The organism is Micromonospora sp. NPDC048907 (assembly GCF_055586885.1).
Window position 1 is genome coordinate 56472 of sequence record NZ_JBVJHI010000003.1, and the last position, 25155, is coordinate 81626.

The window sequence follows — 25155 nt, forward strand, 5'->3', positions numbered from 1 at the left end:
TCAGACGCCGGCCGGGTAGGTCTCCATCTCCCCCGGGGTGGCCAGCGCCGGCAGCGGGTGCACCGCGGTCGCCTCGTCGCACCAGATGAACGCGTCGTAGCGCTCGCCCAGCCGGGTCGGCACGTAGTTGCCCCAGGACTCGAAGCTCGGGTCGTAGACCACGCCGATGGCCCGGTGGTCGGCTTCGCCGGTCACCCACTCAGGCTGGTCCTCGCCGCCGAAGACCAGCACCGCTCGCTCCGGCATCAGCTCGTGCAGCCGCCGTTCCACCGAACCCTCCCGGGCCGGCGGCACCGTCATGGCCTCGGCCGGCGAGCCCCAGCGCGGCGCGGCGACCACCGTGCCCCGGTAGCTGCCGAAGCCGACCAGCACCACGGCGTCCCGGCCGTGCCGTTCCCGGCCGAGCTGGCCGATGTTCACCAGCCCGTCCGCCGCCATGTCGGTGGCCCGGGCGTCACCGACGTGGGTGTTGTGGGCCCAGACGATCCCGCGCGCCTGCGGGCCGTAGTGGTCGAGCAGCCGGTCCAGCGTGTCGGCCATGTGGATGTCGCGGATGTTCCAGGACTCCGGGCCGCCGCCGACCATGGCCCGGTAGTAGCGCTCCGCGCCGGCCACCACCTCCGCGTTCTGCCAGGCCGCGAAGCGGTCAGCGCCGTCGGCGGCGGCCTGTTCCCGGGTACGCGCCAACAGCCGAACCACCTCCTCCTCGCACCGGGCCGAGACGAACCGGCTGGCCGCTGCGTAGTCCTCCATCCGCTTGCCGTACGGCTCGAAGCACCGGTACGCCTCCTGCGCCGCCTCCAGCGAGGCGGGCTCCTCCTCGCCCAGGTAGTCGAAGATGGCCTGCATCGACTCCCAGAGGCTGTAGACGTCCAGGCCGTGGAAGCCGGCCCGCTCCCCCTCGGGGCGTTCCAGGTTCCACGCCCGCAGCCAGCGGCAGAACCGGGCCACCTCGGCGTTGGCCCACATCCAGGTCGGCCAGCGCTCGAAGCCCTCCAGCGCGGTCTGCGGATCGGCCGGCGCGCCCGGCGCGCCCACCACCGAGCAGTTCACCCGGTCGCAGTCCGGCCAGTCCCCCTCCACCGCGACGAAATCGAAGCCCTGTTCGGCGATGAGCCGCCGGGTCAGTTGCTCGCGCAGCCGGTAGTAGTCGTAGCTGCCGTGCGTCGCCTCGCCGATCATGACGATCCGCGCGTCCCGGACGCGTTCCAGCAGCGGGTCGAAGTCGCTCGGCGCGCCGAGCCGCTGTACCAGCATGCGAGCGGCTACCCGGGACCCGTCCGGGCAAACCGTCGCCACGGCCGGGCCGGCGGGCATGGCGCCCGGCACAGCGGGTAGCCCGCCGGCATGACCGTCACCGGGGCGCAGTTGCAGGAGTTCCTGGCCGGGCTCGACTACCCGGTCTCCCGAGCGGACCTGGTCCGCTGGGGCCAGGAGAACGGCGCCAGCACCGAGATGTTGCAGATGCTCAGGGCGCTGCCGGCGGAGGAGTTCGACTCCCCCGCCGAGCTCGGCGAGGCCCTCAACACCCTGGTCTGAGCCGGGTCACCACCCACCCGCGCCGGGGTGCCCGGCGTGCAGCAGCCGGAACAGCACCAGCCACTGCTCGGGCCAGACCAGCCCGACCGGGGTGTCCGGCCCGAGCCGGGCGGCCCGCAGCGCACCGTCGACCCGCCGGCGCGGATAGCCGGTCCGCAGCGAGGCGGCCAGCGAGCCGCCGACCCCGCCGAAGCCCAGCTCCACCATCCGCCGGTACGCGGGCAGCGCCGCCCGCGGCAGCAGGGGCTCCGGGCGGCGCTCCACGCGCAGCAGCCCGCCGTCGGCGGCGGGCACCGGCCGGAACGCGTTCCGGGGCACCCGGCCGGCCAGCCGCCAGTGGTGCTCGGGCCAGGTGAGCACGGTGAGCCGGCTCCACCGGCCGTGGTCGCCGGTGCGCTTGCGCGCGTAGTCGAGCTGGGTGAGCAGGGTGGCCGACCGCAGGCGCGGCGCGGCGAGGCACCAGCGGACCACGGCGGCGGTCAGCGACCAGGGAATGTTGCCGACCACCGCGAACGGCTCGGCGGGGGCGACGGCGGCCAGGAAGTCGGCCGCCCGGACCTCGACGTGCGGCAGGTCCGCGCAGGCCGCGGCCAGCTCCGGCAGCACGGTCGGGTCCACCTCGTACGCGACCAGCCGGCCGCACCGGGCGGCGAGCGGCCGGGTCAGCTGGCCGCGCCCGGCGCCCACCTCCAGCAGCAGGTCGTCCGGGCCGGGGCGGGCGGCCCGGAGCACCCGCGCGACGGCGGCCGGGTCGGCGAGGAAGTTCTGGGACAGCGCGCGACGGGACCGGTCGCGTGCGGTGGTACGGAATCGGCGGGGCGCCACGGGATCGTCCTGTCTGTCGCCGGACGGCGACGGGAACGGACAGGCGGCGCGGAGGCGGGCCTGTCCGAGCGGATCGGGACTCGGACGACCCTGGAGATTCGGCGGGGACGCGGTGGCCACACCCCGATCGGGGCGGGCGGCGGCGCGCCGGGCAGCCGGCGGCGGCCGGCCCGGTCAGGGGCCGGCGGTGCGGACGGTCAGGTCAGGCGCGGTGGGCGTCCCGGCCGGCCAGGGCCGGGCGCCGGACCCGCGGGCGGGCGACCAGGAGGAGCCCCCGCGCGGCCGGCGCGACGGCCACGTCGATCAGGGCATGCGTGAACATGCCGGCCAGGCTAGCGGCGGCCCGGCCGGCACGCGACGGAATTCCTCAGAGGTCGACGGTGCGCCGCTCGCTGCGGGCGGTCTCGGCGGCGTCCAGCACCGCCACCACCTCACGCCCGAACCGGACGTCGCAGCGGTGGTCGCGGGTGCCCGCGTCGACCTCCTCCAGCAGCTGGTCGATGGCCGTGCCGAACGCCTGGAGCACGCTGCCGTCGCCAGGCGGGACGGTCTCGGTGCCGTTCTCGCCGAAGAAGACGAAGTCCCGGGTGACCGCCTCGGCCGGCGCGTCGAGGGTGAGGGAGAGGGTGCTGGTGGCGCCGCCGTCGTGGGTGAGCAGCAGGTGCACCAGGCCGCTCGGGCCGTCCATGGCGGCGACCCGGGTGACCCGGCCGAGCACCGGCAGGATCAGCGACAGCGCGTGCGGGCCGATGTCCCAGAGCGCGCCCCGGTCGCGCCGCCACTGCGAGTTCCCGTACGGGTTTCCCGGCTGGTAGATCGAGGCGAACATGGTCGCCCGGGCGTGCTGCCAGCCGCCGGCCGCCGCCGTCGAGGCGAGGAAGCCGGTGACGTTCGGGTGGAACCGCTGGGTGAAGAAGACCACCGAGGCCACCCCGGACGCCTGCGCGGCGGCGACCACCCGGTCGGCGTCGGCGAGGCTCAGCGCCAGCGGCTTGTCCAGCAGCAGGTGCCGCCCGGCGGCGGCGGCCCGGACGGCGATCTCGGCCTGCACGTCCGGCGGCAGCGCCACGGCGATCGCGTCGCAGGCGGCGAGCAGCGCGTCCACGTCCTCGAAGACCGGTACGCCGTGCCGGGTGGCCAGCGTGGCGGCCTTCGCCGGGTCACGCCCCCAGACCCCGGCCAGCTCGGCCCGCGGGTGCGCGTCGATGGCCGCGGCGTGCGTCTCCGCCGCCCAGTGACCCGTGCCGAACAAGCCGAACCGCACCAGGACCCCCTGCTGTCGTCCTCCGCCACGGCGTACGCCGGTGGCCGTGATCCACGCTAGTCGCCCGGCCGGGCCGGCGCGCCGCGACCCCGGCGGAGAGCCGGGCGACGGTGGCTACTACGCCGATTAGTAGGCTGTGCCGGTGAACTCGACTGCGCCGGAACGGCGTCGATGACCACCGCGGCGGCGGCCGGCTCGCCGGTGGACGGGATCCTCGCGACGGCCTCGATCGTGCTGTCGCTCCTCATCGCGGTCTGGGCGCTCGTGGCGGCCGTGCGCCACCGCGCGCCCGACCGGCTCCAGTTCGTCGGCCTGGCCGTGCTGGAGGTGGCCCTGCTGGCGCTCGCCGTGGTGGCACTGGTCGCGCTCGGTGGCGGCGAGCGGCCGGGCGAGCCGGGGGCGTTCTTCGGCTACCTGGTGACGCTGGTGTGCCTGCCGCCGCTCGCCTGGGTGCTGGCCCGGATGGAGCCGACCCGGTGGGGCTCGGCGATCGTCTGCGCCGTCTGCCTGGTCACCCCGGTGGTGGTGGTCCGGTTGCAGCAGACCTGGGAGGTCGTCGGTGGCTGAGCAGCGGGCGACCAACCGGGGGCCGGGCCGGTTGCTGATCGCGGTCTACATCCTCTTCGCCATCGCCGCGACCTCGCGGGCCGGGCTCCAGATCGCCACGAAGTTCGACGAGGCGCCGGTGGCGTACCTGCTCTCCGCGCTGGCCGCGCTCATCTACATCGTGGCGGCGGTCGGGCTGGCCCGGGCCGGGCACACCGGCCGCCGGGTCGCGCTCGCCTGCTGCTCGGTGGAGCTGGTCGGGGTGGTCGGGGTCGGCATCCTCAGCCTGGCCGACCGGAAGCTGTTCCCGGACGAGACGGTCTGGTCGGGCTTCGGCAGCGGCTACGGCTACATCCCGCTGGTGCTGCCGGTGCTCGGCCTGTTCTGGCTCTGGCGTACCCGGCACGACCCCGCCTGAGGGCCGTGCCGGGCGCACCCGCCCGGATCAGTCCTTGGGACCGCCGGCGACGTAGATGACCTGGCCGGAGACGAAGGACGCGCCCTCGCTGGCCAGGAACGAGATGGTGTGCGCGACGTCCTCCGGCCGGCCGGTGCGGCGTACCGGGATCTCCGCGGCGGCGTGCTGCTGGAGCGCCTCGAAGTCGACCTTCATGCGGGCCGCCGTGGCGGCGGTCATGTCGGTGACGATGAAGCCCGGCGCGACCGCGTTGACGGTCACCCCGAACGGGCCCAGCTCGATGGCGAGGGTCTTGGTGAAGCCCTGCAAGCCGGCCTTGGCCGCCGAGTAGTTCGCCTGGCCCCGGTTGCCCAGCGCCGAGGTGCTGGAGAGGTTGACGATCCGGCCCCACTTCCGCTCGACCATGTGCTTCTGGGTGGCCTGGCTGAACAGGAACGCGCCGCGCAGGTGCACGCCCATGACGGTGTCCCAGTCGGCGTCGGTCATCTTGAACAGCAGGTTGTCGCGGAGCACGCCGGCGTTGTTGACGAGCACGGTCGGCGCGCCCAGCCCGGCGGCGACCCGCTCCACGGCGGCCTCCACCTGGGCCCGGTCGGACACGTCGGCGCCGACGCCGAGCGCCCGCCCGCCGGCGGCGGCGATGGCGTCCACGGTCTCCTTGGTCGCCGACTCCTCGATGTCGACCACGGCGACGGCCATGCCGTCGGCGGCCAGCCGGCGGGCGGTGGCCGCCCCGATGCCGCGCGCGGCTCCGGTCACGATGGCGACGCGGGGCTCCTCCGACATGATTACCTCCCGGTAACTTGGGCTCGATCGAAGGAGCTTAACGCCGGGCCGGCCGTCAGAGGCCGCTGCCCCGGCAGATGCGGATCCACCGGTAGCCGTAGCCGGCGAGCTTCAGCCGGTCCAGCTTGCCGACCTCCTCGTAGTTGCGGTCGGTGAGCACGTCGATCGGCAGGTCGGCCTCGGGGGCGAGGACGCTCAGGTCGACCTCGGCGTCCTCGGTGCCGAGGTTGTGCAGGAAGACCATCGTCCCGGTCGGCCCGTCGGCCCGGTGCGCGAGCACCCCGGGCGGCATCGGCACGTCGATGTGGCTGGTGCTTCCCGAGCCGATCTCCGGGGCCTCCCGGAGGGTGCGGATCATCCGCTCGAACCAGCCGAGCAGCGACCTCGGGTCCTTGCGCTGGGCGGTCACGTTGACCTTCTGGTAGCCGTACTCGCCCTTGTCGAGGACGGGGCGGACCAGCTTCTCCGGGTCGGCCGTGGAGAAACCGCCGTTCTCCTTGTACGACCACTGCATCGGGGTGCGGATCGCCTCCCGACCGGGCAGCGACAGGTCCTCGCCCATCCCGATCTCCTCGCCGTAGCGCAGCACCGGCGTGCCGCGCAGCGAGAACTGGAGCGCGTACGCCAGCTCGATCCGGCGGCGGTCGTTGCCGAGCATCGGGGCCAGCCGGCGGCGGATGCCCCGGCCGTAGAGGCGCATGTCCTCGTCCGGGCCGAACTGCGCGTACACCTGGTTGCGCTGTTCGGCGGTGAGCCGGGACAGGTCGATCTCGTCGTGGTTGCGCAGGAAGGTGGCCCACTGCCCGCCCTCGGGCAGGGCCGGGGTGTCGCGCAGCGCCTCGATCACCGGCTCCGGGTCCTGCCGCGCCAGGGCCAGCATGAGCCGCCCGTTCATCATGAAGTCGAAGAGCATGTGGATCCGGTTGGCCGAGCCGCCGCTGTCGCCGAAGTAGACCGGCAGCTGGTCGGGCTCCACGTTCGCCTCGGCCAGCAGGACGGCGTCGCCCCGCCGCCACTGCACGTGCTGGCGCAGCTCGGTGAGGAAGTCCAGGTCCTTGGGCGAGTTCGGGTTGCCGGGCTCGGTCAGCTCGATGATGAAGGGCACCGCGTCCATCCGGAAACCGGAGACGCCGAGCTGCAGCCAGAACGACATGACCTTCTTGATCTCGGCGCGGACCTCGGGGTTCGCGACGTTCAGGTCCGGCTGGAACTTGTAGAAGCGGTGGTAGTACCAGGCCTTCGCGGTGCGGTCGTAGGTCCACGTCTCGTTCTGCTCGCCGGGGAAGACCATGCCCTGGTGCCGGTCCGGCGGCGCCGCGTCGCTCCACACGTACCAGTTGCGGTACGGCGAGTCGGGCGAGGACCGCGCGGACTGGAACCAGGGGTGCTCGTCCGAGGTGTGGTTGACCACCAGGTCGATGATCACCCGGATGCCCCGGTTCCGCGCCTGGTGCAGCAGCTCGGCGAAGTCGCCGAGGGTGCCCAGGCGGGGGCTGACGTTGTAGAAGTCGGTGGCGTCGTAGCCGTCGTCCCGGTTCGGCGACGGGTGGATCGGGTGCAGCCAGAGGCAGGTCACCCCGAGCCGGGCCAGGTAGTCCAGCCGGCCGATGAGGCCCCGGAAGTCACCCACCCCGTCGCCGTCGGAGTCGGCGAACGTGTCCACGTCGAGGCAGTAGACGACCGCCTCCTGGTACCACCTGTCACCCATGCTGCGTCTACTTCTCCGGTCCGCGGCTGCGGCAAACCCCACGGTCCGCCGCCCGGCCGGTACGGTGCCCGCATGAACGCCGAAGCACATGTCCTCGACTGGTCCGTGGGCACCTGGCTCAACCCGCCGGAGCGGGCCGAGTCCGCCGGTGACGCGCTGCTGGTGCAGCCGCGCGGAGGCAGCGACTTCTGGCGGCGGACCAGTTACGGCTTCGTGCACGACGACGGTTCGGCGCTGCTCGCCCCGTTCCCCGTGGACAGTGCCGTGGAGGTGAGCTTCCGGCTCGACTACGCCGCCCAGTTCGACCAGGCCGGGGTGCTGGTCCGGGTGGACGAGCGGCGGTGGACCAAGGCCGGCGTGGAGGTCAGTGACGGGCAGCCGCAGGTCGGCGCCGTGGTCACCGACGAGCGGTCGGACTGGTCGGTGGCGCCGGTGCCGGAGTGGTCGGGGCGGGACGTGACGGTCCGGGTCAGCCGGGCCGGGGACGCGCTGACCGTCCGCGCGCGGGTGGACGCCGAGCCGTGGCGGCTGGTCCGGGTGGCCCCGCTGGACCCGGAGGCCGGGGCGGCGGCCGGGCCGTACTGCTGCTCGCCGAGCCGGGGTGGCCTGGTGGTCCGCTTCACCGGCTGGCGGCGGGGGCCGGCGGACGCCGCGCTGCACCCGGAGGGCTGAGCCCGCGGTCCGTGGGGCCGATCACCGGCAGGTGTGACCGGCCCGGCTCGGGGTACCTGTTCCGGATCCCCGGCACCGCACGGAAGGACGCCCATGGCACACGCCCAAGACGTCGATCCGAACCAGTTCACCGGGCTGACCGGCTGGGTGGCGACCGTGATCGACTCGTTCGGTGCGGTCGGGGTGGCTCTGCTGGTCGCCCTGGAGAGCATCATCCCGCCGATCCCGAGCGAGGTCGTGCTGGCCATGGCGGGTTACCTCGCCGCCGAGGGCCGGTTCAACGTGGTGCTGATCGTGCTGGCCGCGACGGCCGGCTCGCTGCTCGGCGCGCTGGTCCTCTACTGGCTCGGCGCGGCGCTCGGCGAGGAGCGGCTGAAGCGCTGGCTGGACCACATCCCGCTGGTGGACCGGGAGGACCTGGAGAAGGCCGACCGCTGGTTCGAGCGGCACGGCCGGTGGGCGGTGCTGTTCGGCCGGGTGGTGCCGGTGGTGCGCAGCCTGGTCTCCGTGCCGGCCGGTGCCAACCGCATGCCGCTGGGCGAGTTCGTCCTGCTCACCACGCTGGGCAGCGGGGTGTGGAACGCGCTGATCGTCGGGGCCGGTTTCGCGCTCGGCTCCCGCTGGCAGGAGGTCGACCGCTACAGCCACTGGTTCAACTACGCGATCTTCGCGGTCTTCGGCGTGACCGTCGCGGCGTGGGTGATCAAGAAGGTACGCCGGCGGCGCGCCCGGCAGTCGGTGACCGCCGGGCGCTGACCGCGGCGCGGGATCAGAATCCCGCGGTGATGCTGGTGAACTCCCAGGTGTTCTGGGCGGTGCCGGAGCAGTTGGACACCACGCCGCCGCCCGGGCAGGGCCGGTCCCGGTTGACCGACCAGAAGGTGAACCGGGCGAGGCCGCGGGCCTTGGCCCAGTCCCGGATCTGCGTCCAGGTGGCCGGGGAGGTCAGCTCCTGCTGGTCGGACAGGCCGTTCATGCCGGAGATGCCCATGTGGGCGTAGGCGGTGGCGTCGGACCAGCCGAAGGCCGTCTTCAGCGCGTTCTTCAGGCCCTCGGCGGCGTTGACCGTGCTCTGGTACATGTTGGCGCCGCCGCCGAAGTCGAACGGCATGATGGTGAAGACGTCGATGTTGGCGCCCCTCGCGGCGGCCTGGTTGATCAGCCGGGTGCCGTAGTACGACGGCCCGGTGGTCGAGGTGCCGAAGGTGACGATCGTCTTGATCCCGGGGTTGTTCTGCTTGACGATCTTCAGGGCGTCCAGGATCCGGTCCTGCACCACCTCGTTCTCGAACTCGTCGCTGTTCTCGATGTCGATGTCGATCGCCTTGAGGCCGTAGGCGTTGATGACCTGCTGGTAGGCGCCGGCCAGCGCGCTGGCCGAGGAGCAGTTCGGGCCGAGCTTGTTGCCGCTCCAGCCGCCGAAGGACGGGATGACGTCGCCGCCGGCCGCCTTGATCGCGGCGATGGTGCTGGCGTGCGCGCCGCCGGTGAGCGGGCCGCTGCCGTCCCAGGCCGGGGTGCAGCCGCCGCCGGAGAGCACGAACGCGATGGTGAACCACTTGATCCCGGTCGCGCCCATCACGGTCGACGGCGCGGGCGGGTCGCCCCAGCCGGGGTAGAGGTAGGGCGCGGCGGCCATGGCGCCGCCACCGCCGCCGGTGCAGCCGGTGGTGGTGGCCGACACCGCCGGGGACTTCGCCGACTCGCCACTGGCGTTGTACGCGGCCACGGTGTAGCTGTGCCCGGTGCAGGCGGCCAGCCCGGAGACGGTGGCCGAGGTGCCGGTGACGGTGGCCCGCACGGTGGTGCCCTCGTAGACGCGGTAGCCGGTGACCGTGCCGGAGACGGCGTTCCAGGCCAGCGAGACCGAGGTGTTGGTGGTGCCGGTGACCCGGAGGCCGCCCGGGGTGGCCGGGGCGCCCGGGTTGCCGCCGCCCCCGCCGGTGCACGAGCCGCCGTTGACCGTGCAGTTGGTCGGGTTGCCGGTGCCGTTCACGTTGAAGCCGAAGGTGGTGCTGGCGCCCGGGGCGAGGGTGCCGTTCCAGGACTGGTTCACCGCGGTGACGTGCTGGCCGGAGGTGGTCAGCCGGGCGTCCCAGAACGAGCCGAGGGTGCTGCCGGCGGGCAGGTCGAACTGGACGTTCCACGAGGAGATGCTGGCCGAGGTGTTGTTGGTGACGGTGAACTTGCCCTCGTACCCGGTGTCCCAGGTGGTGGTGCGGACGAAGGCGGCGGTGGCGGCGGAGGCGGGCGGCGCGGCCAGCACGGTGCCCGCCACCAGGGCGGTGGCGAGCGCGACGGCGAATGTCGCCAGGCGGGTGGAGCGGAGTCTCACGGCGTCCTCCAGGGGGACCGTTGTGGTGGAGGGTGGGCATTTACGACCGTCGACGTGCGCTCATTATTAAGACTGTTAACTGTTTCTGTCCAGAGGCAGACCGGGGGTCCCCCGCGGGGACCCCCGGTCCGGCCGCTCAGCGGCGGAAGGTGAACCAGTTGACGTTGAGGAAGTCGGCCGGCTGGCCGCTGCTGAAGGTCAGGTAGACGGTGTGCCGGCCGGTGACGGCGGCGACGTTCCCCGGCACCGAGCGCCAGCTCTGCCAGCCGCCGGTGTTGGCGACCGCGAAGCTGCCGATCGGCGCGTTGGTCGGGCTGTCCACGCGGACCTGGACCAGCCCGCTCACCCCGCCGGGCGCGCCCGAGGCGACCCGGGCCACGAAGTCCTTCGGCGGGGTGGCGCCGAAGTCGACGTTGTCGTATCGGGCCCAGTCGCCGTTGGCCAGCCAGCCGATGTCCTGGCCGCCCTCGGCGCACGTCTCCACCTGCACCCCGTTCTGCCCGGTGAACGCCTCGGCCTGGATGGTCGAGTACGCGTCCACGACTCCGCCGGGCGGGGGCGTGGTCGGGGTCGGCGACGGCGTGCCGCCACCACCGCGGGTGTAGGCGGCCACGTAGTCGACGACCATGGGCCGGCCGGAGACGGTCGACGCGGTGGGCGTGGCGGAGCCGGCCACGCCGTCCGGGAAGCCACCGCCCATCGCCACGTTGAGCAACAGGAAGTAGCCGGCGTGGTTGGTCATCTGACCCCAGTACGGTTCGCCGACCTGGCTCTGGCTCACCGTGTGGAACAGTTGGCCGTCGACGTACCAGCGCAACTGCTGAGGGCTGGTCGAGGCGTCCCACTCGAAGCGGTAGGTGTGGAACGCCGACTGGCAGGTGCTGCCCGGGCAGGCGCGGGACGCCCCGATGCCGTTGAACTCGTTGCACGGCCCGCCCGGGGCGACGCCGCAGTGCAGCACCCCCCAGACCGAGTTGATCCCGTTGACGTTCTCCATGATGTCGAACTCGCCGATGCCCGGCCAGTTCTGGTAGTTGCCCCGGTACGGCGAGCCGAGCGCCCAGAAGGCCGGCCAGTAGCCGGCGGCCTGCGCCCCGGTCACGTTGGGCATCTGGATCCGGCCCTCCAGGGCCAGGACTCCCCCGGCCGGTGGCTTGAAGTTGGCGCGGACCGTCTCGATCCGGGCCGAGGTCCACCGCCCGGAGGCGTCCTTGAGCGGGGTGATCCGGAGGTTGCCGGCACCGTCGTGGGCCAGGTTGGCGGTGCTGGAGGTGTAGGTCTGGATCTCACCGGTGCCCCAGTTCGCCGGGCCACCCGGGTAGCTGGTGCCGGTGTCGATGATCCAGTTGGCCGATGAGGGCAGGGTGCCGGCCGCGCCGGTGAAGTCGTCGCTCCACACCAGACTCCAGCCGGAGGGCGGCGGCGGCACGGCGGCGTGCGCGGTCATCGTGACGGTGGCGAGGGCGGTGGTGGTGGCGAGCACGGCGGCCGCCAGGGAGAGCCGCCGGCGGGACCGGCGCACGGCGGAGGGGGCGGCCGTGGCCGCCGGGACAGGGTTCATCGGGGTGCCTCTCTGCGGGGACGGGCAGGAGAGAGCGCTCTCTTGAGAGCGATTTCTACGCGCCCGTCCCCACAGTTGTCAACGTGCGTCGATGCCTTCGGGCTGCGGCCGGCGCAGCACCGCCTGCTCCAGCACGGTCCACGCCGTCGTGGTGACCAGGTAGATGACCGCCGCGAGCGGCACCACCAGCGCCACCAGCACCGTGGTGAAGGGCAGCAGCGGCACCAGCCGACCCAGCACCGCGGCGCCCGGGCCCTCCGTCGGCGCACCGGCGATGGTCCCGGTGGCCGCGGCCGTCCGGCGCGCCCGCCGGGCGGACCACCAGGCCAGCACCAGCAGCACCGCCAGCAGCACCCCGAAGACCGCCACCACCGGGCCGGTCAGCCCGTCGCCGAGATGCCATCCCAGGGGTACGCCCGCCAGCTTCTCGTCCAGCAGGTGCGGGTGCCCGTCGCCGGTGGCGAAGAGGCGGTACATGACCAGGAAGAACGGCGCCTGCAACAGCGCCGGCAGGCAGCCCGCGACCGGGCTCGCCCCGGCCCGCCGGTAGAGCGCGAACAGCTCGCTCTGCAGGCGGCCGGGGTCGTCGGCGTACCGCCGCTGGAGGTCGCGGACCTCCGGGGCGAGTGCCGCGCGGCGCCGCTCCCCGCGGACCTGGGCCAGGGTGAGCGGCGAGATCAGCAGCCGGACCCCGACGGTGAACAGGACGATCGCGGCGGCCGTGGCGGCCCCGCCGGCCAGCGGGGCGAGCGTGTCGGCCAACCAGGTGACGACGGCACCGGCGGCGGACGCCGCGGCGTGCAGTGGTGCGAAGGCGAGCATGGGAAGACCCCTCGGTCCGATTCCGGGTGCCCCGGCGGGACGGCGCGTACCGCGCGGGACGGATGACGACGGAACCGGCCGCGCGGCGGGCCTGCGCCGGCGGAGGACCCGGCGAGGTGGCTACGCGGCCGAGGGGCGCAGCCCGGGCGCGCGGGGGCGCGGTCGCCCCGGCGCGTCCGGGTCGACCTGGCGCGGCACCCGGCGGCGCCGGGCCCGGGCCCGCAGGGCGACGGCGAGCGGGCCGGCGGGCGGCGTGGGCAGCGCCCGGACCCGCAGCGCGAGCAGCGTGGCCAGCAGCAGCGCCGCGGCCACCGCCGCGCCGGCCAGCAGGCCGGCCGGGCGGTCCGCGAGCAGGGTGAGGGCGTACGCCCACGTCCCGCTCGCCAGCATCCCGATCACACGCCGACTCTAGAACCCGCTGTCACGTCCCGGGACACGATCGCGACGCCGCCGCCCGCTCGGCCCCGTCGTCACCGTCCGCGATGGGGCGCCGCAGGTGGGCCCGACCGCCGGTACGCGGCCGGGAAGCCCGCCCGCGCGGGCGGAATCCCTGTCCCCGCCGGGGCTCGGCGACCACCCGAACGGGGGACGTGAACCGGCGCGTAGCCGACGACACGCCGTCCGGCGCGTTTCCCCGCGCCGACACGGTGGGTAACAGTGCGTCGACCGCGCGGCACGGTGCCGCGGCCGGTACGGAGCGGACGGTGGTCTCGATGAGCGGGTCAGTGGCGGAGCGGGAACGGAGCGCCGCACCGGGCGGCACGGACCTGCTGACAGTCGGCGTGGAGGAGGAGTTCCTGCTCGTCGACCCGCACACCGGGACCGCGGTGCCCGCCGTCGACCTGGTCATGGAACAGGTGCCGGCCGAACTGCGGGGGCAGGTCGAGCGGGAGTTCCAGACCAGCCAGATCGAGATCGGCAGCCCGCCCGGGCTGGAACTCTCCTCGATCCGGCACTCGCTGGGCATGCTCCGCGCCGAACTGTCGGCCGCCGCCGAGCGGGCCGGCGTCCGGCTGCTGGCCATCGGGACCGGCCCGGTGGACGGGCCGGTGCCGCCGGTGGTGGACAAGCCCCGCTTCGACCGGATGATCGAGCGGTTCCGGCTGCTGGTGCCCGGGCCGGGCAACAACGGCATGCACGTGCACGTCGGCATCCCCGACGCGGAGATCGGGGTGCAGGTGCTCAACCACGTCCGGCCCTGGTTGCCGATCCTGCACGCGGTCACCACCAACTCCCCGTTCGCCAAGGGCGAGGACACCGGCTACGCGAGCTGGCGCTCGGTGGAGTGGGAACGCTGGCCGTCGGTGGCGCCCACCCCCTGGCTCGAGTCGCACGAGCACTACGAGCGGCTGATCCGGCAGCTCATCGCCAGCGGCGTGATGCTCGACGAGGGAATGCTCTACTGGTACGCCCGGCTCTCCGCCAAGTACCCGACCGTGGAGATCCGGATCGGTGACGTCTGCCCGTCGGTGGACGACGCGGTGCTGGTCGCCGCCCTGGTCCGGGCCCTGGTGGCCACCGCCATGACGGAGATCGCCGAGGGGCGGCCGGCCATCAACACCGACCACCACCTGCTGGTCGCCGCGCACTGGCGGGCGGCCCACGACGGGCTGGAGGGCGACGGCGTCGACCTCACCGACGGCGAGCTGCGCCCGGCCTGGGAGCTGCTGAATGGGCTGGTCGAGCGGGTCCGCCCGGAACTGGAGCGGCACGGCGACCTCGACCGGGTGACCGACCTGCTGGGCGGGCTGCGCCGGCACGGCAGCGGCGCGGCCCGGCAACGGGCGGTCTTCGCGCGTACCGGCAGGATGGTCGACGTGGTCGCGGACGTGGCGCGGCAGACCCGCGGCTGAGCGCCCCGCCGACCGGGCCGGCGTGACAGGATGAGCGTCGTGGCGGAGCGGATGGTCGTCGTCGGCGGGGACGCCGCCGGCATGTCGGCGGCGTCCCAGGCCAGACGCCTCCGCGACCGGGCCGACCTGGAGATCGTCGCCTTCGAGCGCGGCCACTTCACCTCCTACTCGGCGTGCGGCATCCCCTACTGGGTCAGCGGGCTGGTCGGGGGGCGGGACCAGCTCGTCGCCCGCGACCCGGCCACGTTCCGGGACAACTTCGACGTCGACGTCCGGCTGCGCCACGAGGTCACCGAGATCGACCTGGACCGCCGCGAGGTGGTCGCCCGGGACCTGGAGGGCGGCGGCGAGGCCCGCACCGGCTTCGACACCCTCGTGTACGCCACCGGCGCGCGCCCCGTCCAGCCCGAGTGGGCCCTCGGCGGCGTGGCCGGCGTGTTCGGCATGCAGACCCTCGACGACGGCACCGCCCTGCTGGACTGGCTGGACAGCGATCCCCGCCCCCGCCGCGCCGTGGTGGTCGGCGGCGGCTACATCGGGGTCGAGATGGCCGAGGCGCTGCTGCACCACGGCCTCTCGGTCGACCTGGTCGAGCAGGCCGACCAGCCGATGTCCACCGTGGACCCGGACATGGGCGAGCTGGTGGCCGAGGCGATGCGCGGCACCGGCATCGGCATCCGCACCGGCCTGACCGTCACCGGGCTCGACGAGCGGGACGGCCGGATCGCCGCGGTGGTCACCAACGAGGGGCCGATCCCCGCCGACGTCGTGGTGCTGGGCCTGGGCGTACGCCCGAACACCGCGCTCGGCGAGGCCGCCGGCCTGCCGGTCGGCCCGTCCGGGGCGATCCGCGTCGACCGGAGAATGCGGGTGCCCGGGGCGCCCGGCGTCTTCGCGGCCGGCGACTGCGTGGAGACCCTGCACCGGGTCAGCGGCCTGCCGGTGCACATCCCGCTCGGCACCCACGCCAACAAGCAGGGCCGCGTCGCCGGCATCAACATCGGCGGCGGGTACGCGACGTTCCCCGGCGTGATCGGCACGGCGGTGACCAAGGTCTGCGAGTTGGAGGTCGGGCGCACCGGCCTGCGCGAGCGGGACGCCACCGCGGCCGGGTTCGAGTTCGTCACCGTGCTCGCCGAGTCGACCAACCGGGCCGGCTACTACCCGGGCGCCCGGCCCATGACGGTCAAGCTGATCGCCGAGCGGCCCAGCGGCCGGCTCCTGGGCGCCCAGATCGTCGGCTGGTCCGAGGCGGCCAAGCGGATCGACGCGCTGGCCGTGGCGCTGTGGAACAACATGACGGTGGACGAGATGACCGCGCTCGACCTGGGCTACGCGCCGCCGTACGCCCCGGTCTGGGATCCGGTGCTGATCGCCGCCCGCAAGGCCGTCGACGCCCTCTCCCACGCCGGCCGGTAGTCGAGCCCCCGATCCTGTCGGGGGGCGGCGTTAGTTTGTGCGGGCTGTCGCCGGTTCCGGCCCTTCCCCTCGGAGGCTTTCATGTCGCAGGAGACGACGTACCTCGAACTGTCCGAAGTGGACGGTGGAGCGCACAAGTTCTACGAGGTGGTGGTCGACGGCACCACGATGACCGTGCGCTACGGCCGGATCGGCGACCAGGGCCAGGTGAAGATCAGCAACCATCCGGACAACGCCCGCGCCCGGGCCGCCGCCGCCAAGAAGATCGGCGAGAAGGTCCGCAAGGGCTACGCGCCCGCGGTGCCCGGCGTACGCCAGAAGCGGGCCGTCTCCCGCCGGCAGATCGTCAGCACCCGCTCGACCGCCCGCACCGCCCCGGTCCTCTGGCGCTACGCCTCCGGCGCGCCCGCGTTCGGCATCTTCGTCGACGGGCGGACCTGCATGGTGGGCAACGAGCACGGCGTGATCACCACCCTCGACCACGACGCCCGGGTGCTCCACCAGGTCCGCCTCCCCGACGGGGTGAAGTGCATCGTGGCCGACGACGCCTGGATCTACGCGGGCTGCGACGACGGCAACGTCTACGACCTCTCCGGCAAGGTGCCCCGGGTGGCGTACGCGATCGCCCCCGACATCGACATCTACTGGCTGGACATCCACGACGGCGTGCTGGGCGTCTCCGACCGCGAGGGCGGCATCGCGGCGGTCGACCACGAGGACGAGTTCCTCTGGCGCCGGCCGGGGCGCGGCCGTTCCGCCTGGATGGTGCGGTGCGACACCGACGCCCTCTACCACGGTCACTCCCAGGGGGTCACCGGCTACGACTGGCGGACCGGGCGGGAGCTGTGGCACACCCGCACCGGGGCGGTGCTCTTCGGCTGGCAGGAGCGCGACGCCGTGTTCGCCGGCACCGGCACCCGCGAGGTGGTGCGCCTGCGCAAGGACGGGCGCGCCGAACGCACCTACCGGTGCGACTCGGCGGTCTTCTCCTGCGCCACCGCCGAGGGTGGCCGGTACGTCTTCGCAGGCGACAGCGCCTCCTCGGTCTACTGCTTCGACGAGGCCGGCAACCGGCTGTGGAAGCTCGGCACCGGCTGCGGCTCGGCCTACTCGATGCAGTACCACGACGAGCGGCTGTACGTGGTGACCACCGGTGGCTACCTGGCCTGCATCGACGCGAGCGAGCCGGCGATCCGGGCGGCCGAGGCGGGCAGCGTGCCCGAGGTGGTCGACGTGAAGGCCCCGGCCCGGCTGCCCGGGCCGGCCGCCTGGACCACCGTCGAGGTGACCACCGACGACCGGGCCGGCGTCGTGGTGCAGTGCGTCGAGCAGGGTGGCCGGATGCGCATCCAGGTGCTCTCCGACGGCTACCGGCGGGACTGGTCGGTGCAGTTCCCCAAGGGCATCCGGGAGCCGGGCGCGCGCTACCTGGTCACCGAGGTCCGGGAGGCCGGTCGGGGCGGCTTCTACCGGGCGTACGGCGACATCCGCCGGCTGCGCTGAGCGTTATCGCGTTGTCGGTGCCCGCTCACACCCGCAGGATGGCCGGGTGGAGATCCCCGAGGGGTTGCGCTGGACCGAGCGGACGCCGGTCGGTCGGGCCTGGCTTGCCGAGTTGCCCGACCGGCTGGCCGGGTGTGTCACGCGCTGGGAGCTGCGGGTCGGCCAACCCTTCGCGTACGCGTTCGCGTCGCTGGCGCTTCCGGCGGAACTGCCCGACGGCACGCGGGCGGTGCTGAAGCTCCAGTACCCGGACGACGACAGCGTGCACGAGGCGACAGCGCTGGCGCACTGGGCCGGCCGGGGAGCGATCCGGCTGCTGGCCCACGACGCGGCGCGGCGCGCGCTGCTGGTCGAGCGGTGCGACCCCGGCACCCCGCTGCACGGCCTGCCCCCCGATGCGGCGCTGGACGTGGCGGTCGGGCTGCTCCCCCGGCTCGGCGTGCCGGCCGGCCCGCCGTTCACCCCGCTCGCCGAGGAGGCGGCCGGCTGGGCCGAGCGGATGCCGGCCAAGTGGGAGCGCCTGAACCGGCCGTACGAGCGGCGGCTGCTCGACACCGCGCTCGGGATGCTCGCCGACCTGGCGCCCAGCCAGGGCGCGCAGGTGCTGGTCAACCAGGACCTGCACGCCGGCAACGTGCTGGCGGCCGGCCGCGAGCCGTGGCTGGTCATCGACCCGAAGCCACTCGTCGGCGAGCGGGAGTTCGCGGTGGTGCCGCTGGTGCGCGGCCCCGAGCTGGGCCACTCGCCGGCGGCGCTGCGGCACCGGCTCGACCGGCTCAGCGGCGAGCTGGCCCTGGACCGGGAGCGGGTCCGCGGCTGGGCGGTCGGGCAGACGCTCGCCTGGAGCATGGGCGAGGACGAGGTGTTCCCGCACCAGGTCGAGACGGTCCGCTGGCTGCTCGACCTGACGTGACCGGTCCTCGCGGGCCCGCCAGCCAGGTCCGTCGGCTGCCCGGCCCGGCGTGACCGGTCTGGGGACCGGTCACGCCGCGGACGGCGGTCAGGCCGGGTACGGGACCGCCGCGCGGGCCGTCCGCAGGGCCCCGGCCCACCAGGCGAGCTGGTCCAGCAGGGTCTTGGCGTATCCCGGCGCCGCCGGGTCGAGCGGCTGGCCGTCCTGCCACGCCATGTAGTAGTTCGGGAAGGCCAGCCCGTCGCGGATGGTCACCGCGTGCAGTTCGGTGAGCACGTTCTCCAGGTGCAGCACGGCGTGCCGGCCGCCGGCCGCGCCGCCGTAGCTCACGAAGGCGACCGGCTTGGCCGTCCACTGGGTGAAGTGCCAGTCGATGGCGGCCTTCAGCCCGGCCGGATAGCTGTGGTTGTACTCCGGGGTGACCAGGATGACCGCGTCCGCGTCCTCGAGCGCGGCGGTCAGCGGCGCCATGGCCGCCGGGCGCGGGTACGCGTCGCTCGCGCCCTTCGGTGACTGCGCCGGCAGCGCCAGCGGGATCTCGACCTCGGCCAGGTCGACGACGTCGACGTCGAACCCGCCGTGCTCGCGCGCCCGCTCGGCGACCCAGGACGCGACGACCGGCCCGAACCGGCCCTCGCGGACACTTCCGATGAGGATGACCAACCTGTGCTTCTCGTTCATGCGCTCCACGGTCCGCCGCCACGGCGGCGGTAACCAGACCGGGCGCAGGCTGGCCCCCGCAGGGCCACGCTACGCGGGCCGGGGCGGCCGGAATCCGACCTAGACTTCCCACCCATGGGTACGCCACTGGGCGACTTCGTCCGTGCCAAGCGCGACAGCATCCAGCCGGAGTCCTTCGGCCTGCCCGATCGGGGCCGGCGCCGCTCCCCCGGCCTGACCCGGGCGGAGGTTGCCACCCGCTCGGGGATCAGCGTGGAGTACCTGACCCGCATCGAGCAGGGCCGGGACCGCAACCCCTCGCACGCGGTGCTGCACGCCCTCGCGGACGGCCTGAGCCTCGACGCCGGGGAGCGGCACCACCTGCGCTATCTCGCCAAGATCACCGGCGGGGGCTGCCCCGGGCACCGGCCGCCGGCGCCGCCCAACCGCGAGGTACGGCCCACCGTGCGGGAGACCCTCCGGCTGCTCGAACCCGGGGTGGCGTTCGTCACCAACCGGCTGGGCGACGTGCTCGCGCACACGGGCGCGTTCGGGCTGGTCATGGGCGGGATCGGGCTGCTCGACACCGACGAGCCGAACCTGACCCGCTACGTGTTCACCGATCCGCGCGCCCGGAGCGTGTTCCCCGACTGGGACCAGGTGGCCGACGAGCGGGCCTTCGACCTGTGGCTCGGGCCCTCCGCGGAAAGCTCCGAGTGGTTCCGGGTCCAGCTCGCCCCCGTCGCCGGGCCGGAGTTCACCCGGCGGCTCCAACGGCACCTGCCGCCGCCACAGGTCCCGCTCCGGCTCGACCATCCCGCCGCAGGCGAGCTGCGCTGGCACCGGGAGAGGCTGGAGCTGCCGAGCACGGATGCCCAGGAGTTGGTCGTCCTCCTGCCCGCCGACGAGACGACGGCGCGGGCGGTCGAGCGGCTCCGGCACCACCGCCACGGCGCCCTCCGCGCCGTCGGCTGACCGGGCCGGTCAGCCCGGCCGGCAGGTGGCACACGTCGTTGACGGGACAGGTCAGCCGGCCTGGCAGGTGGCGCACCAGTAGAGGTTGCGGCCGGCGAGGGCACCCCGGCTCACCTCGGTGCCGCAGACGTGGCAGGGGTCGCCCGGCCGGCGGTAGACGTAGACCTCGCCGCCGTGCCGGTCGACCCGGGGCGCCCGCCCCATTGCCTCCGGCAGGTGCTCGTCGCGCACGGTGTCGATCCGGCCCCGCTCGACGGCGACGGCCATCAGCGCGACCAGGTCGGCCCAGAGTTCCGCCCAGCCGGCCGGGGTCAGCTCCCGCCCGGGCAGCAGCGGCGGCAGCCCGGCCCGGAACAGCGCCTCGACCACGAAGATCAGGCCGGTGCCGGCCACCACCGACTGGTCCAGCAGCAGCGCCGCCAGCGGGGTGGGGCTGCGCCGGATCCGGGCGTACGCCCGCTCGGGGTCGGCGTCGGCGCGCAGCGGGTCGGGGCCGAGCCGGTCGCGCAGCGCGGCCACCTCGGGCGGGGTGAGCAGCTCGCACGCGGTCGGCCCGCGCAGGTCCAGCCAGTGCCGGTCGCTGTTGAGCCGCAGCCGGATCTGGCCGATCGGGGGCGGTGGCTCGCCGGGCCCGTCGGTCACCTTGCCGTAGAGCCCGAGGTGGATGTGCAGGGTCAGCTCGCCGGCGTAGTGGTGCAGCAGGTGCTTGCCGTACGCCTCGGTGCCGTCCAGGACGGTGCCGGTGAGCCGGGCCGCACCCTCGGCGAAACGGCCCTGCGGGCTGGTGGCGTGCACCTTGTCGCCGGCGAAGAGCTCGGCGTGCCGGGCCGCCAGGCGGTGGATGGTGTGTCCCTCTGGCACGACGGCAACCGTAGCCCGCCGGGCGGCACGCCGCCGACCAGGAGCGGCGGCGACGTCGACGGGTGTCGACGTGTCCGCCACGGGGTACCTCAGGAGTGTCACGCGCGGTCTCCGCGCCGGAGATCAGGAGGTGTCCCAGTGAAGATTCTGTCCCGCCGGAACGATCCGGCGCGTACCGATGACGTCAACGGCGACGGGGTGGTCGACGACCGCGACCGGGTGGCGGACCGGCCGGTGGTCACCGACCGGGACGCGGAGCGCACCACCTACCGCGGCGCCGCCACTGCGACCGACGGCGAGCGCGCCCGCGACGCCGCCCCGCCCGTCGGGGGCGAGTCCACCACCGCGACCGAGGGCGAGCCCGCCACGGACGCGCGGCGGCGCGCGGCGGACCGGGCCGCGGCGGCCCGCGCGGTCACCGGCCGGCGGCCGGACACGGGCGCCCGGCCCGTGGGGCCGACGGCCGTCCCGGAACCGGCCGCGGAGCGCACCGTCGACCTCGACCGTGACGGCCGGCCGGACCGGCCGGCCGACCGGGACCCGGCCGCGGAGCGGGTCGAGCCGGTCACCACGAAGCGGCCCCGGGCCAGCCTGCTCGCCACCCTGGGCCTGATCGTCTCGGTGGTCGGCGCGCTGTTCGTCGTCTCCGGCACCCTCGCCGGCTACGGGATCGGCCTCGGCGCGGTCGGCGCGGTGCTCGCCGTGCTCGGCCTGATCGCCACCCGCCGCCGGCACGTGGCCGGCAAGACCGACGCGCTGATCGGCATCGTCGTCGGCCTCGCCGCCGTGGTGCTCGGCATCGTGGCGATGACCGGCCAGTTCGACTGGCCGACCACCGACGGCGACTGGGTCGGCCGGTTCCGGGAGTGGCTCGACTCACAGTTTGCGGATCTCTTCTGACGGGCAGTTTTCCGGTCGCCGGCGCAGCGCCGGCACGCCCGATCAGCTCTGGTGGTTCACCAGCCGGGCAACCTCTTTCGGGGGCGGCGGTTCGCCGCCCCCGAAGTATGTCCGGGGTCGGTCGCCCTTGACGCAACGATCGGTCGCGCAGTGGCGGGCAGACGCAACGATCCGTCGCTGAACGCAACTTCCGGCGGTGGATGTCGTCGACCCGAGCCGCATACCGTTGGACCACGGCGCCAGCCCGTGGGCCACGGTGGCCGGGCGCGCCCGACCCTGGGAGCACGACATGACGATGGACGCGACCCGCCAGCGCTTTCTGATGTGCCGGCCGACGTACTTCGCCGTCGACTACGCGATCAACCCGTGGATGGACCCCACCGCCCCGGTCGACGCCGACCTGGCGATCCGGCAGTGGGAGCAGCTCCGCCGCACCTACCTCGACCTGGGCCACGAGGTCGAGCTGATCGACCCGGTCAGCGGCCTGCCGGACATGGTCTTCGCGGCCAACGGCGGCACGGTGATCGACGGCAAGGCCATGGCCGTGCAGTTCCGCGACCCGCAGCGCGCCGACGAGGCGCCCGCCTACCGGGCCTGGTTCGAGGCGGCCGGCTTCGAGATGTACGACCCGAAGCACGTCAACGAGGGTGAGGGCGACGTCCTGCTGGTCGGCGACCACCTGCTCGCCGGCACCGGGTTCCGCACCGCGCACGCCTCGCACGCGCAGCTCCAGGAGGTCTTCGGCTACCCGGTGATCACCATGCAGCTGGTGGACGCGCGCTTCTACCACCTGGACACCGCGCTCACCGTTCTCGACGAGCGGACCGTGGCGTACCTGCCGGAGGCGTTCTCCCCGGGCAGCCGCGCGGTGCTGCGCCGGCTCTTCCCCGACGCGATCCACGCCACCATGGCCGACGCCGAGGTGCTGGGGCTGAACGCGGTCAGCGACGGCCGGCACGTGGTGCTGCCCGCGCAGGCCACCGACCTGGCCGCGAAGCTGCGCGACCGGGGCTACGAGACCATCGGTATCGACCTGTCCGAGCTGCGCAAGGCCGGCGGCGGACCGAAGTGCTGCACGTTGCGACTCCGTCAGGGAAAGGCACTCAAGTGATCATCGACGACATGCTGCGGACGCCCGCCGCGGTGCGGGACGCGGAGCGTCACACGGCGCACAACTACCACCCGCTGCCCGTGGTGATCTCGTCGGCCGAGGGCGCCTGGCTGACCGACGTGGACGGCCGGCGCTACCTGGACTGCCTGGCCGGCTACTCGGCGCTGAACTTCGGCCACCGCCACCCGAAGCTGATCGAGGCCGCGCACGCGCAGCTCGACCGGCTCACCCTGACCAGCCGCGCGTTCATCCACGACCAGTTCGCCGACTTCTGCCGGGAGCTGGCCGCGCTCTGCGGCAAGGACCTGGTGCTGCCGATGAACACCGGCGCCGAGGCGGTGGAGACCGGCATCAAGGTCGCCCGCAAGTGGGGCTACCAGGTCAAGGGCGTGACCCCGGGCCAGGCCAACATCGTGGTCGCCGAGGGGAACTTCCACGGCCGGACCACCACCATCGTCAGCTTCTCCACCGACGAGGACGCCCGCGCCGACTTCGGGCCGTACACGCCGGGCTTCACCGTGGTGCCCTACGGCGACCTGGCCGCGCTGACCGCCGCGATCGACGAGAACACGGTGGCCGTGCTGCTCGAGCCGATCCAGGGCGAGCAGGGCGTCGTGGTGCCGCCGGAGGGCTACCTGCCGGGCGTCCGCGAGCTCTGCACCGAGCGGAACGTGCTCTTCATCGCCGACGAGATCCAGTCGGGCCTGGGCCGCACCGGCGCCACGTTCGCGTGCGAGCACGAGGGTGTCGTCCCGGACATGTACCTGCTGGGCAAGGCGCTCGGCGGCGGCATCGTGCCGGTCTCGGCGGTCGCCGCGAACGCCGACGTGCTCGGGGTGCTCAAGCCGGGCCAGCACGGCTCGACCTTCGGCGGCAACCCGCTGGCCTGCGCGGTCGCCACCGAGGTGGTCCGGCTGCTGGCCACCGGCGAGTTCCAGCGCCGCTCGGCCGAGCTGGGCGAGCGGCTGCACGCCGGCCTGCGCGGTCTGATCGGCAGGGGCCTGGTCGCGGTCCGGGGCCGGGGCCTCTGGGCCGGCCTGGACATCGACCCGGCGCTGATGACCGGCCGGGAGGCCTGCGAGCGGCTCATGGAGCGGGGCGTCCTGGCCAAGGACACCCACGGCTCGACCATCCGGCTCGCCCCGCCGCTGGTCATCACCGAGGAGGAGATCGACCACGCGGTGGCGCAGCTCGCCGCCGTGCTGGCCGGCTGATCCGCGTACGCGAGGGAGGGCGCCGGGACCACGACGGTCCCGGCGCCCTTCCGCGTCGCGTCAGGGGCGCGGCAGCCGCATCGCCATGGTCGGCGCCTCGGCCATCACCGAGGTCGGGCTGAACTTCGCGTCGCTGGCCATCGCGTCGGCGCGGCCGATCTGCACGCCCGGGTAGAGCTCGACGAGGTCGCCCTCGCCGAGCACCCGGGACTGCTGCGGGGCCAGCGCGACCCGGTCCGGCTCGGCCATCGAGCCGCCCGGCCGCACGCCCGAGCCGTTGGTGCTGGTGTCGGTGACCACCACCTCACCCACCCGGAGTTCGAGACGGATGTGGTTGCGGCTGATCCAGCGCCGCGCCTCGTCGTTGAGCCACTGGCCGAGCACGATCCCGCCGGTGGCCTCGGGCGCCCGCCCGACCGCGACCGGCTGGTTCTCGGTGAGCGCGAACCGCTGCCGGACCAGCCCGCCGATCCGCACCGCCAGCACGGCGGTACGCGGCCGCGGCCCGGCGTCACCGAGCCGGGTGCCGTGCCGGGGGCAGGTCGGCACGCCGTTGCGCAGCGTGGGTGGCGGCTGCCCGGCCGGGGCGCGGTCCACCCGGGCCAGGTCGGCGAAGGCGCCGCCGCCCCCGCTGCCGCCGAACAGGGCGCAGCCCGGCTCGGGGCAGCGCCACTGCCGGGCGAGCAGCTTCGCGCCGACCGGCGAGCGGCTGCCGGTGGCCGGGTTCTGCCCTCCGCCGACATGCGCGATGAAGACCGGGCCGCCCGCGCCGGGCACCGGGGCGAGCACCCGGCCGGCCTGGCCGAGCCACGGCCACCGGCCGCCCAGCCCGTCGAACCGGACCCGGGTGAGCACCGGCAGGCCGAGCAGGTCGGCCACCTCCAGCATCCGGTCACCGGGGTGGTCGAGCACCTCGACCAGGCCGTCGTCGGCCCACCGCCGGACGACCATCCGCTCGTTGGAGGTCAGGTCCGCGTCGGAGAGCAGGGCCCGGTGCACGATCGCGTAGACCGGGACGCTGTCCTCCTCCATCTGCCGGGACAGCGCGTCGATCACCATGCCGAGCCGCAGCAGGCTGGCCGGCCGCCCGCCGTCCAGGTCCTGCCAGCGGATCACCTCGGCGAGGTCGACCACCGCCCGGGCCAGCGAGGGATCGGTGCAGACCCGACCCTCGATGGCGTCCAGCACCTTGCTGATCTCGAATCTCATGCCGCGCTCCGGACGGTGTCGTCGGTCCGCCGGGCCGGGGCCGGCCGCCCCGCCTCGGCTC

General features: G+C 74.1%; 24 protein-coding genes and 1 pseudogene. 13 read left to right on the plus strand and 12 right to left on the minus strand.

What is annotated here, in order from left to right; genetic code table 11:
* Positions 1-1257 (minus strand): erythromycin esterase family protein, encoded by a 1257-nt coding sequence (locus ACZ6PY_RS09740; RefSeq protein ID WP_466070881.1) that lies wholly within the window; start codon positions 1255-1257, stop codon positions 1-3.
* Positions 1258-1347: 90 nt separating this feature from the next.
* Here ACZ6PY_RS09740 and ACZ6PY_RS09745 point away from each other — a divergent pair, with 90 nt between their 5' ends.
* Complete coding sequence (locus ACZ6PY_RS09745; protein ID WP_313718415.1) at positions 1348-1539, plus strand: DUF2795 domain-containing protein; 192 nt, start codon at positions 1348-1350, stop codon at positions 1537-1539.
* 6 nt (positions 1540-1545) lie between these two features.
* On the opposite strand, the gene erm is transcribed toward ACZ6PY_RS09745, so the two are convergent.
* Entirely contained in the window at positions 1546-2364 is an 819-nt protein-coding gene (gene erm, locus ACZ6PY_RS09750) for an ErmE/ErmH/ErmO/ErmR family 23S rRNA (adenine(2058)-N(6))-methyltransferase (RefSeq protein ID WP_466070882.1), read from the minus strand.
* A gap of 367 nt (positions 2365-2731) precedes the next feature.
* Positions 2732-3631 (minus strand): Gfo/Idh/MocA family protein, encoded by a 900-nt coding sequence (locus ACZ6PY_RS09755; protein WP_466072028.1) that lies wholly within the window; start codon positions 3629-3631, stop codon positions 2732-2734.
* A 168-nt stretch (positions 3632-3799) separates the two neighbouring features.
* On the opposite strand from ACZ6PY_RS09755, the gene ACZ6PY_RS09760 reads away from it, so the two are divergent.
* The gene (locus tag ACZ6PY_RS09760; RefSeq protein ID WP_355056084.1) at positions 3800-4195 is read left to right on the plus strand and encodes a hypothetical protein; all 396 of its coding nucleotides are present in this window, start codon (positions 3800-3802) and stop codon (positions 4193-4195) included.
* Positions 4188-4647, plus strand: a pseudogene (locus ACZ6PY_RS09765) (hypothetical protein). The gene ACZ6PY_RS09760 and the pseudogene ACZ6PY_RS09765 overlap by 8 nt, the downstream one beginning before the upstream one ends.
* On the opposite strand, the gene fabG reads toward ACZ6PY_RS09765, so the two are convergent.
* Both fabG and ACZ6PY_RS09775 read right to left on the minus strand, forming a co-directional pair.
* Positions 4620-5378 (minus strand): 3-oxoacyl-ACP reductase FabG, encoded by a 759-nt coding sequence (gene fabG, locus ACZ6PY_RS09770; RefSeq protein ID WP_262284779.1) that lies wholly within the window; start codon positions 5376-5378, stop codon positions 4620-4622. The pseudogene ACZ6PY_RS09765 and the gene fabG overlap by 28 nt on opposite strands.
* A 55-nt stretch (positions 5379-5433) precedes the next feature.
* The gene (locus tag ACZ6PY_RS09775; RefSeq protein WP_466070885.1) at positions 5434-7086 is read right to left on the minus strand and encodes an alpha-amylase family protein; all 1653 of its coding nucleotides are present in this window, start codon (positions 7084-7086) and stop codon (positions 5434-5436) included.
* 72 nt (positions 7087-7158) lie between these two features.
* Here ACZ6PY_RS09775 and ACZ6PY_RS09780 point away from each other — a divergent pair, with 72 nt between their 5' ends.
* On the plus strand, positions 7159-7758 hold the full coding sequence (locus ACZ6PY_RS09780) for a DUF1349 domain-containing protein (protein ID WP_466070886.1): 600 nt from the start codon (positions 7159-7161) through the stop codon (positions 7756-7758).
* Between the two features lie 93 nt (positions 7759-7851).
* On the plus strand, positions 7852-8514 hold the full coding sequence (locus tag ACZ6PY_RS09785) for a DedA family protein (protein WP_466070888.1): 663 nt from the start codon (positions 7852-7854) through the stop codon (positions 8512-8514).
* 13 nt (positions 8515-8527) lie between these two features.
* Here the strand turns inward: ACZ6PY_RS09785 and ACZ6PY_RS09790 are convergent, their stop codons facing one another.
* The 4 genes from ACZ6PY_RS09790 to ACZ6PY_RS09805 form a co-directional block, all read right to left on the minus strand.
* Positions 8528-10093: a cellulose binding domain-containing protein gene (locus tag ACZ6PY_RS09790; RefSeq protein WP_466070890.1), complete on the minus strand. Its 1566-nt coding sequence runs from the start codon at positions 10091-10093 to the stop codon at positions 8528-8530.
* A gap of 136 nt (positions 10094-10229) precedes the next feature.
* On the minus strand, positions 10230-11654 hold the full coding sequence (locus ACZ6PY_RS09795; protein WP_466070892.1) for a carbohydrate-binding protein: 1425 nt from the start codon (positions 11652-11654) through the stop codon (positions 10230-10232).
* Between the two features lie 78 nt (positions 11655-11732).
* Positions 11733-12476 carry a YidC/Oxa1 family membrane protein insertase gene (locus ACZ6PY_RS09800; protein ID WP_466070893.1) on the minus strand — a complete coding sequence of 248 codons (744 nt, stop codon included), beginning with the start codon at positions 12474-12476 and terminating at the stop codon, positions 11733-11735.
* Between the two features lie 120 nt (positions 12477-12596).
* On the minus strand, positions 12597-12866 hold the full coding sequence (locus tag ACZ6PY_RS09805) for a DUF6412 domain-containing protein (RefSeq protein ID WP_466072030.1): 270 nt from the start codon (positions 12864-12866) through the stop codon (positions 12597-12599).
* Positions 12867-13180: 314 nt separating this feature from the next.
* Here ACZ6PY_RS09805 and ACZ6PY_RS09810 point away from each other — a divergent pair, with 314 nt between their 5' ends.
* The 4 genes from ACZ6PY_RS09810 (at position 13181) to ACZ6PY_RS09825 (ending at position 18164) form a co-directional block, all read left to right on the plus strand.
* The gene (locus ACZ6PY_RS09810) at positions 13181-14329 is read left to right on the plus strand and encodes a carboxylate-amine ligase (RefSeq protein WP_466070895.1); all 1149 of its coding nucleotides are present in this window, start codon (positions 13181-13183) and stop codon (positions 14327-14329) included.
* A gap of 39 nt (positions 14330-14368) precedes the next feature.
* Positions 14369-15748: an FAD-dependent oxidoreductase gene (locus ACZ6PY_RS09815; RefSeq protein WP_466070896.1), complete on the plus strand. Its 1380-nt coding sequence runs from the start codon at positions 14369-14371 to the stop codon at positions 15746-15748.
* Positions 15749-15829: 81 nt separating this feature from the next.
* A complete protein-coding gene (locus ACZ6PY_RS09820; protein ID WP_466070898.1) occupies positions 15830-17251 on the plus strand; it encodes a WGR domain-containing protein in 1422 nt (473 codons plus the stop codon).
* Between the two features lie 46 nt (positions 17252-17297).
* Positions 17298-18164: an aminoglycoside phosphotransferase family protein gene (locus ACZ6PY_RS09825; protein ID WP_466070900.1), complete on the plus strand. Its 867-nt coding sequence runs from the start codon at positions 17298-17300 to the stop codon at positions 18162-18164.
* An 87-nt stretch (positions 18165-18251) separates the two neighbouring features.
* Here the strand turns inward: ACZ6PY_RS09825 and ACZ6PY_RS09830 are convergent, their stop codons facing one another.
* Positions 18252-18845, minus strand: coding sequence for an NADPH-dependent FMN reductase (locus tag ACZ6PY_RS09830; protein ID WP_466070902.1), 594 nt, complete (start codon positions 18843-18845; stop codon positions 18252-18254).
* Between the two features lie 114 nt (positions 18846-18959).
* Here ACZ6PY_RS09830 and ACZ6PY_RS09835 point away from each other — a divergent pair, with 114 nt between their 5' ends.
* Positions 18960-19799: a helix-turn-helix domain-containing protein gene (locus ACZ6PY_RS09835; protein WP_466070903.1), complete on the plus strand. Its 840-nt coding sequence runs from the start codon at positions 18960-18962 to the stop codon at positions 19797-19799.
* A 51-nt stretch (positions 19800-19850) separates the two neighbouring features.
* On the opposite strand, the gene ACZ6PY_RS09840 is transcribed toward ACZ6PY_RS09835, so the two are convergent.
* The gene (locus ACZ6PY_RS09840; protein WP_466070905.1) at positions 19851-20660 is read right to left on the minus strand and encodes an Fpg/Nei family DNA glycosylase; all 810 of its coding nucleotides are present in this window, start codon (positions 20658-20660) and stop codon (positions 19851-19853) included.
* A gap of 138 nt (positions 20661-20798) precedes the next feature.
* On the opposite strand from ACZ6PY_RS09840, the gene ACZ6PY_RS09845 reads away from it, so the two are divergent.
* The 3 genes from ACZ6PY_RS09845 to rocD all read left to right on the plus strand — a co-directional run bounded on the left by ACZ6PY_RS09845 (position 20799) and on the right by rocD (position 23885).
* Positions 20799-21560: a thrombospondin gene (locus ACZ6PY_RS09845; RefSeq protein WP_466070906.1), complete on the plus strand. Its 762-nt coding sequence runs from the start codon at positions 20799-20801 to the stop codon at positions 21558-21560.
* Positions 21561-21855: 295 nt separating this feature from the next.
* Entirely contained in the window at positions 21856-22671 is an 816-nt protein-coding gene (gene ddaH / locus ACZ6PY_RS09850; protein ID WP_262284897.1) for a dimethylargininase, read from the plus strand.
* The gene (gene rocD / locus ACZ6PY_RS09855) at positions 22671-23885 is read left to right on the plus strand and encodes an ornithine--oxo-acid transaminase (protein WP_466072032.1); all 1215 of its coding nucleotides are present in this window, start codon (positions 22671-22673) and stop codon (positions 23883-23885) included. Before ddaH ends, rocD begins: the two co-directional genes overlap by 1 nt.
* Before the next feature lie 60 nt (positions 23886-23945).
* On the opposite strand, the gene ACZ6PY_RS09860 is transcribed toward rocD, so the two are convergent.
* Complete coding sequence (locus ACZ6PY_RS09860; protein ID WP_466070908.1) at positions 23946-25094, minus strand: FHA domain-containing protein; 1149 nt, start codon at positions 25092-25094, stop codon at positions 23946-23948.
* Positions 25095-25155: the final 61 nt, after the last annotated feature.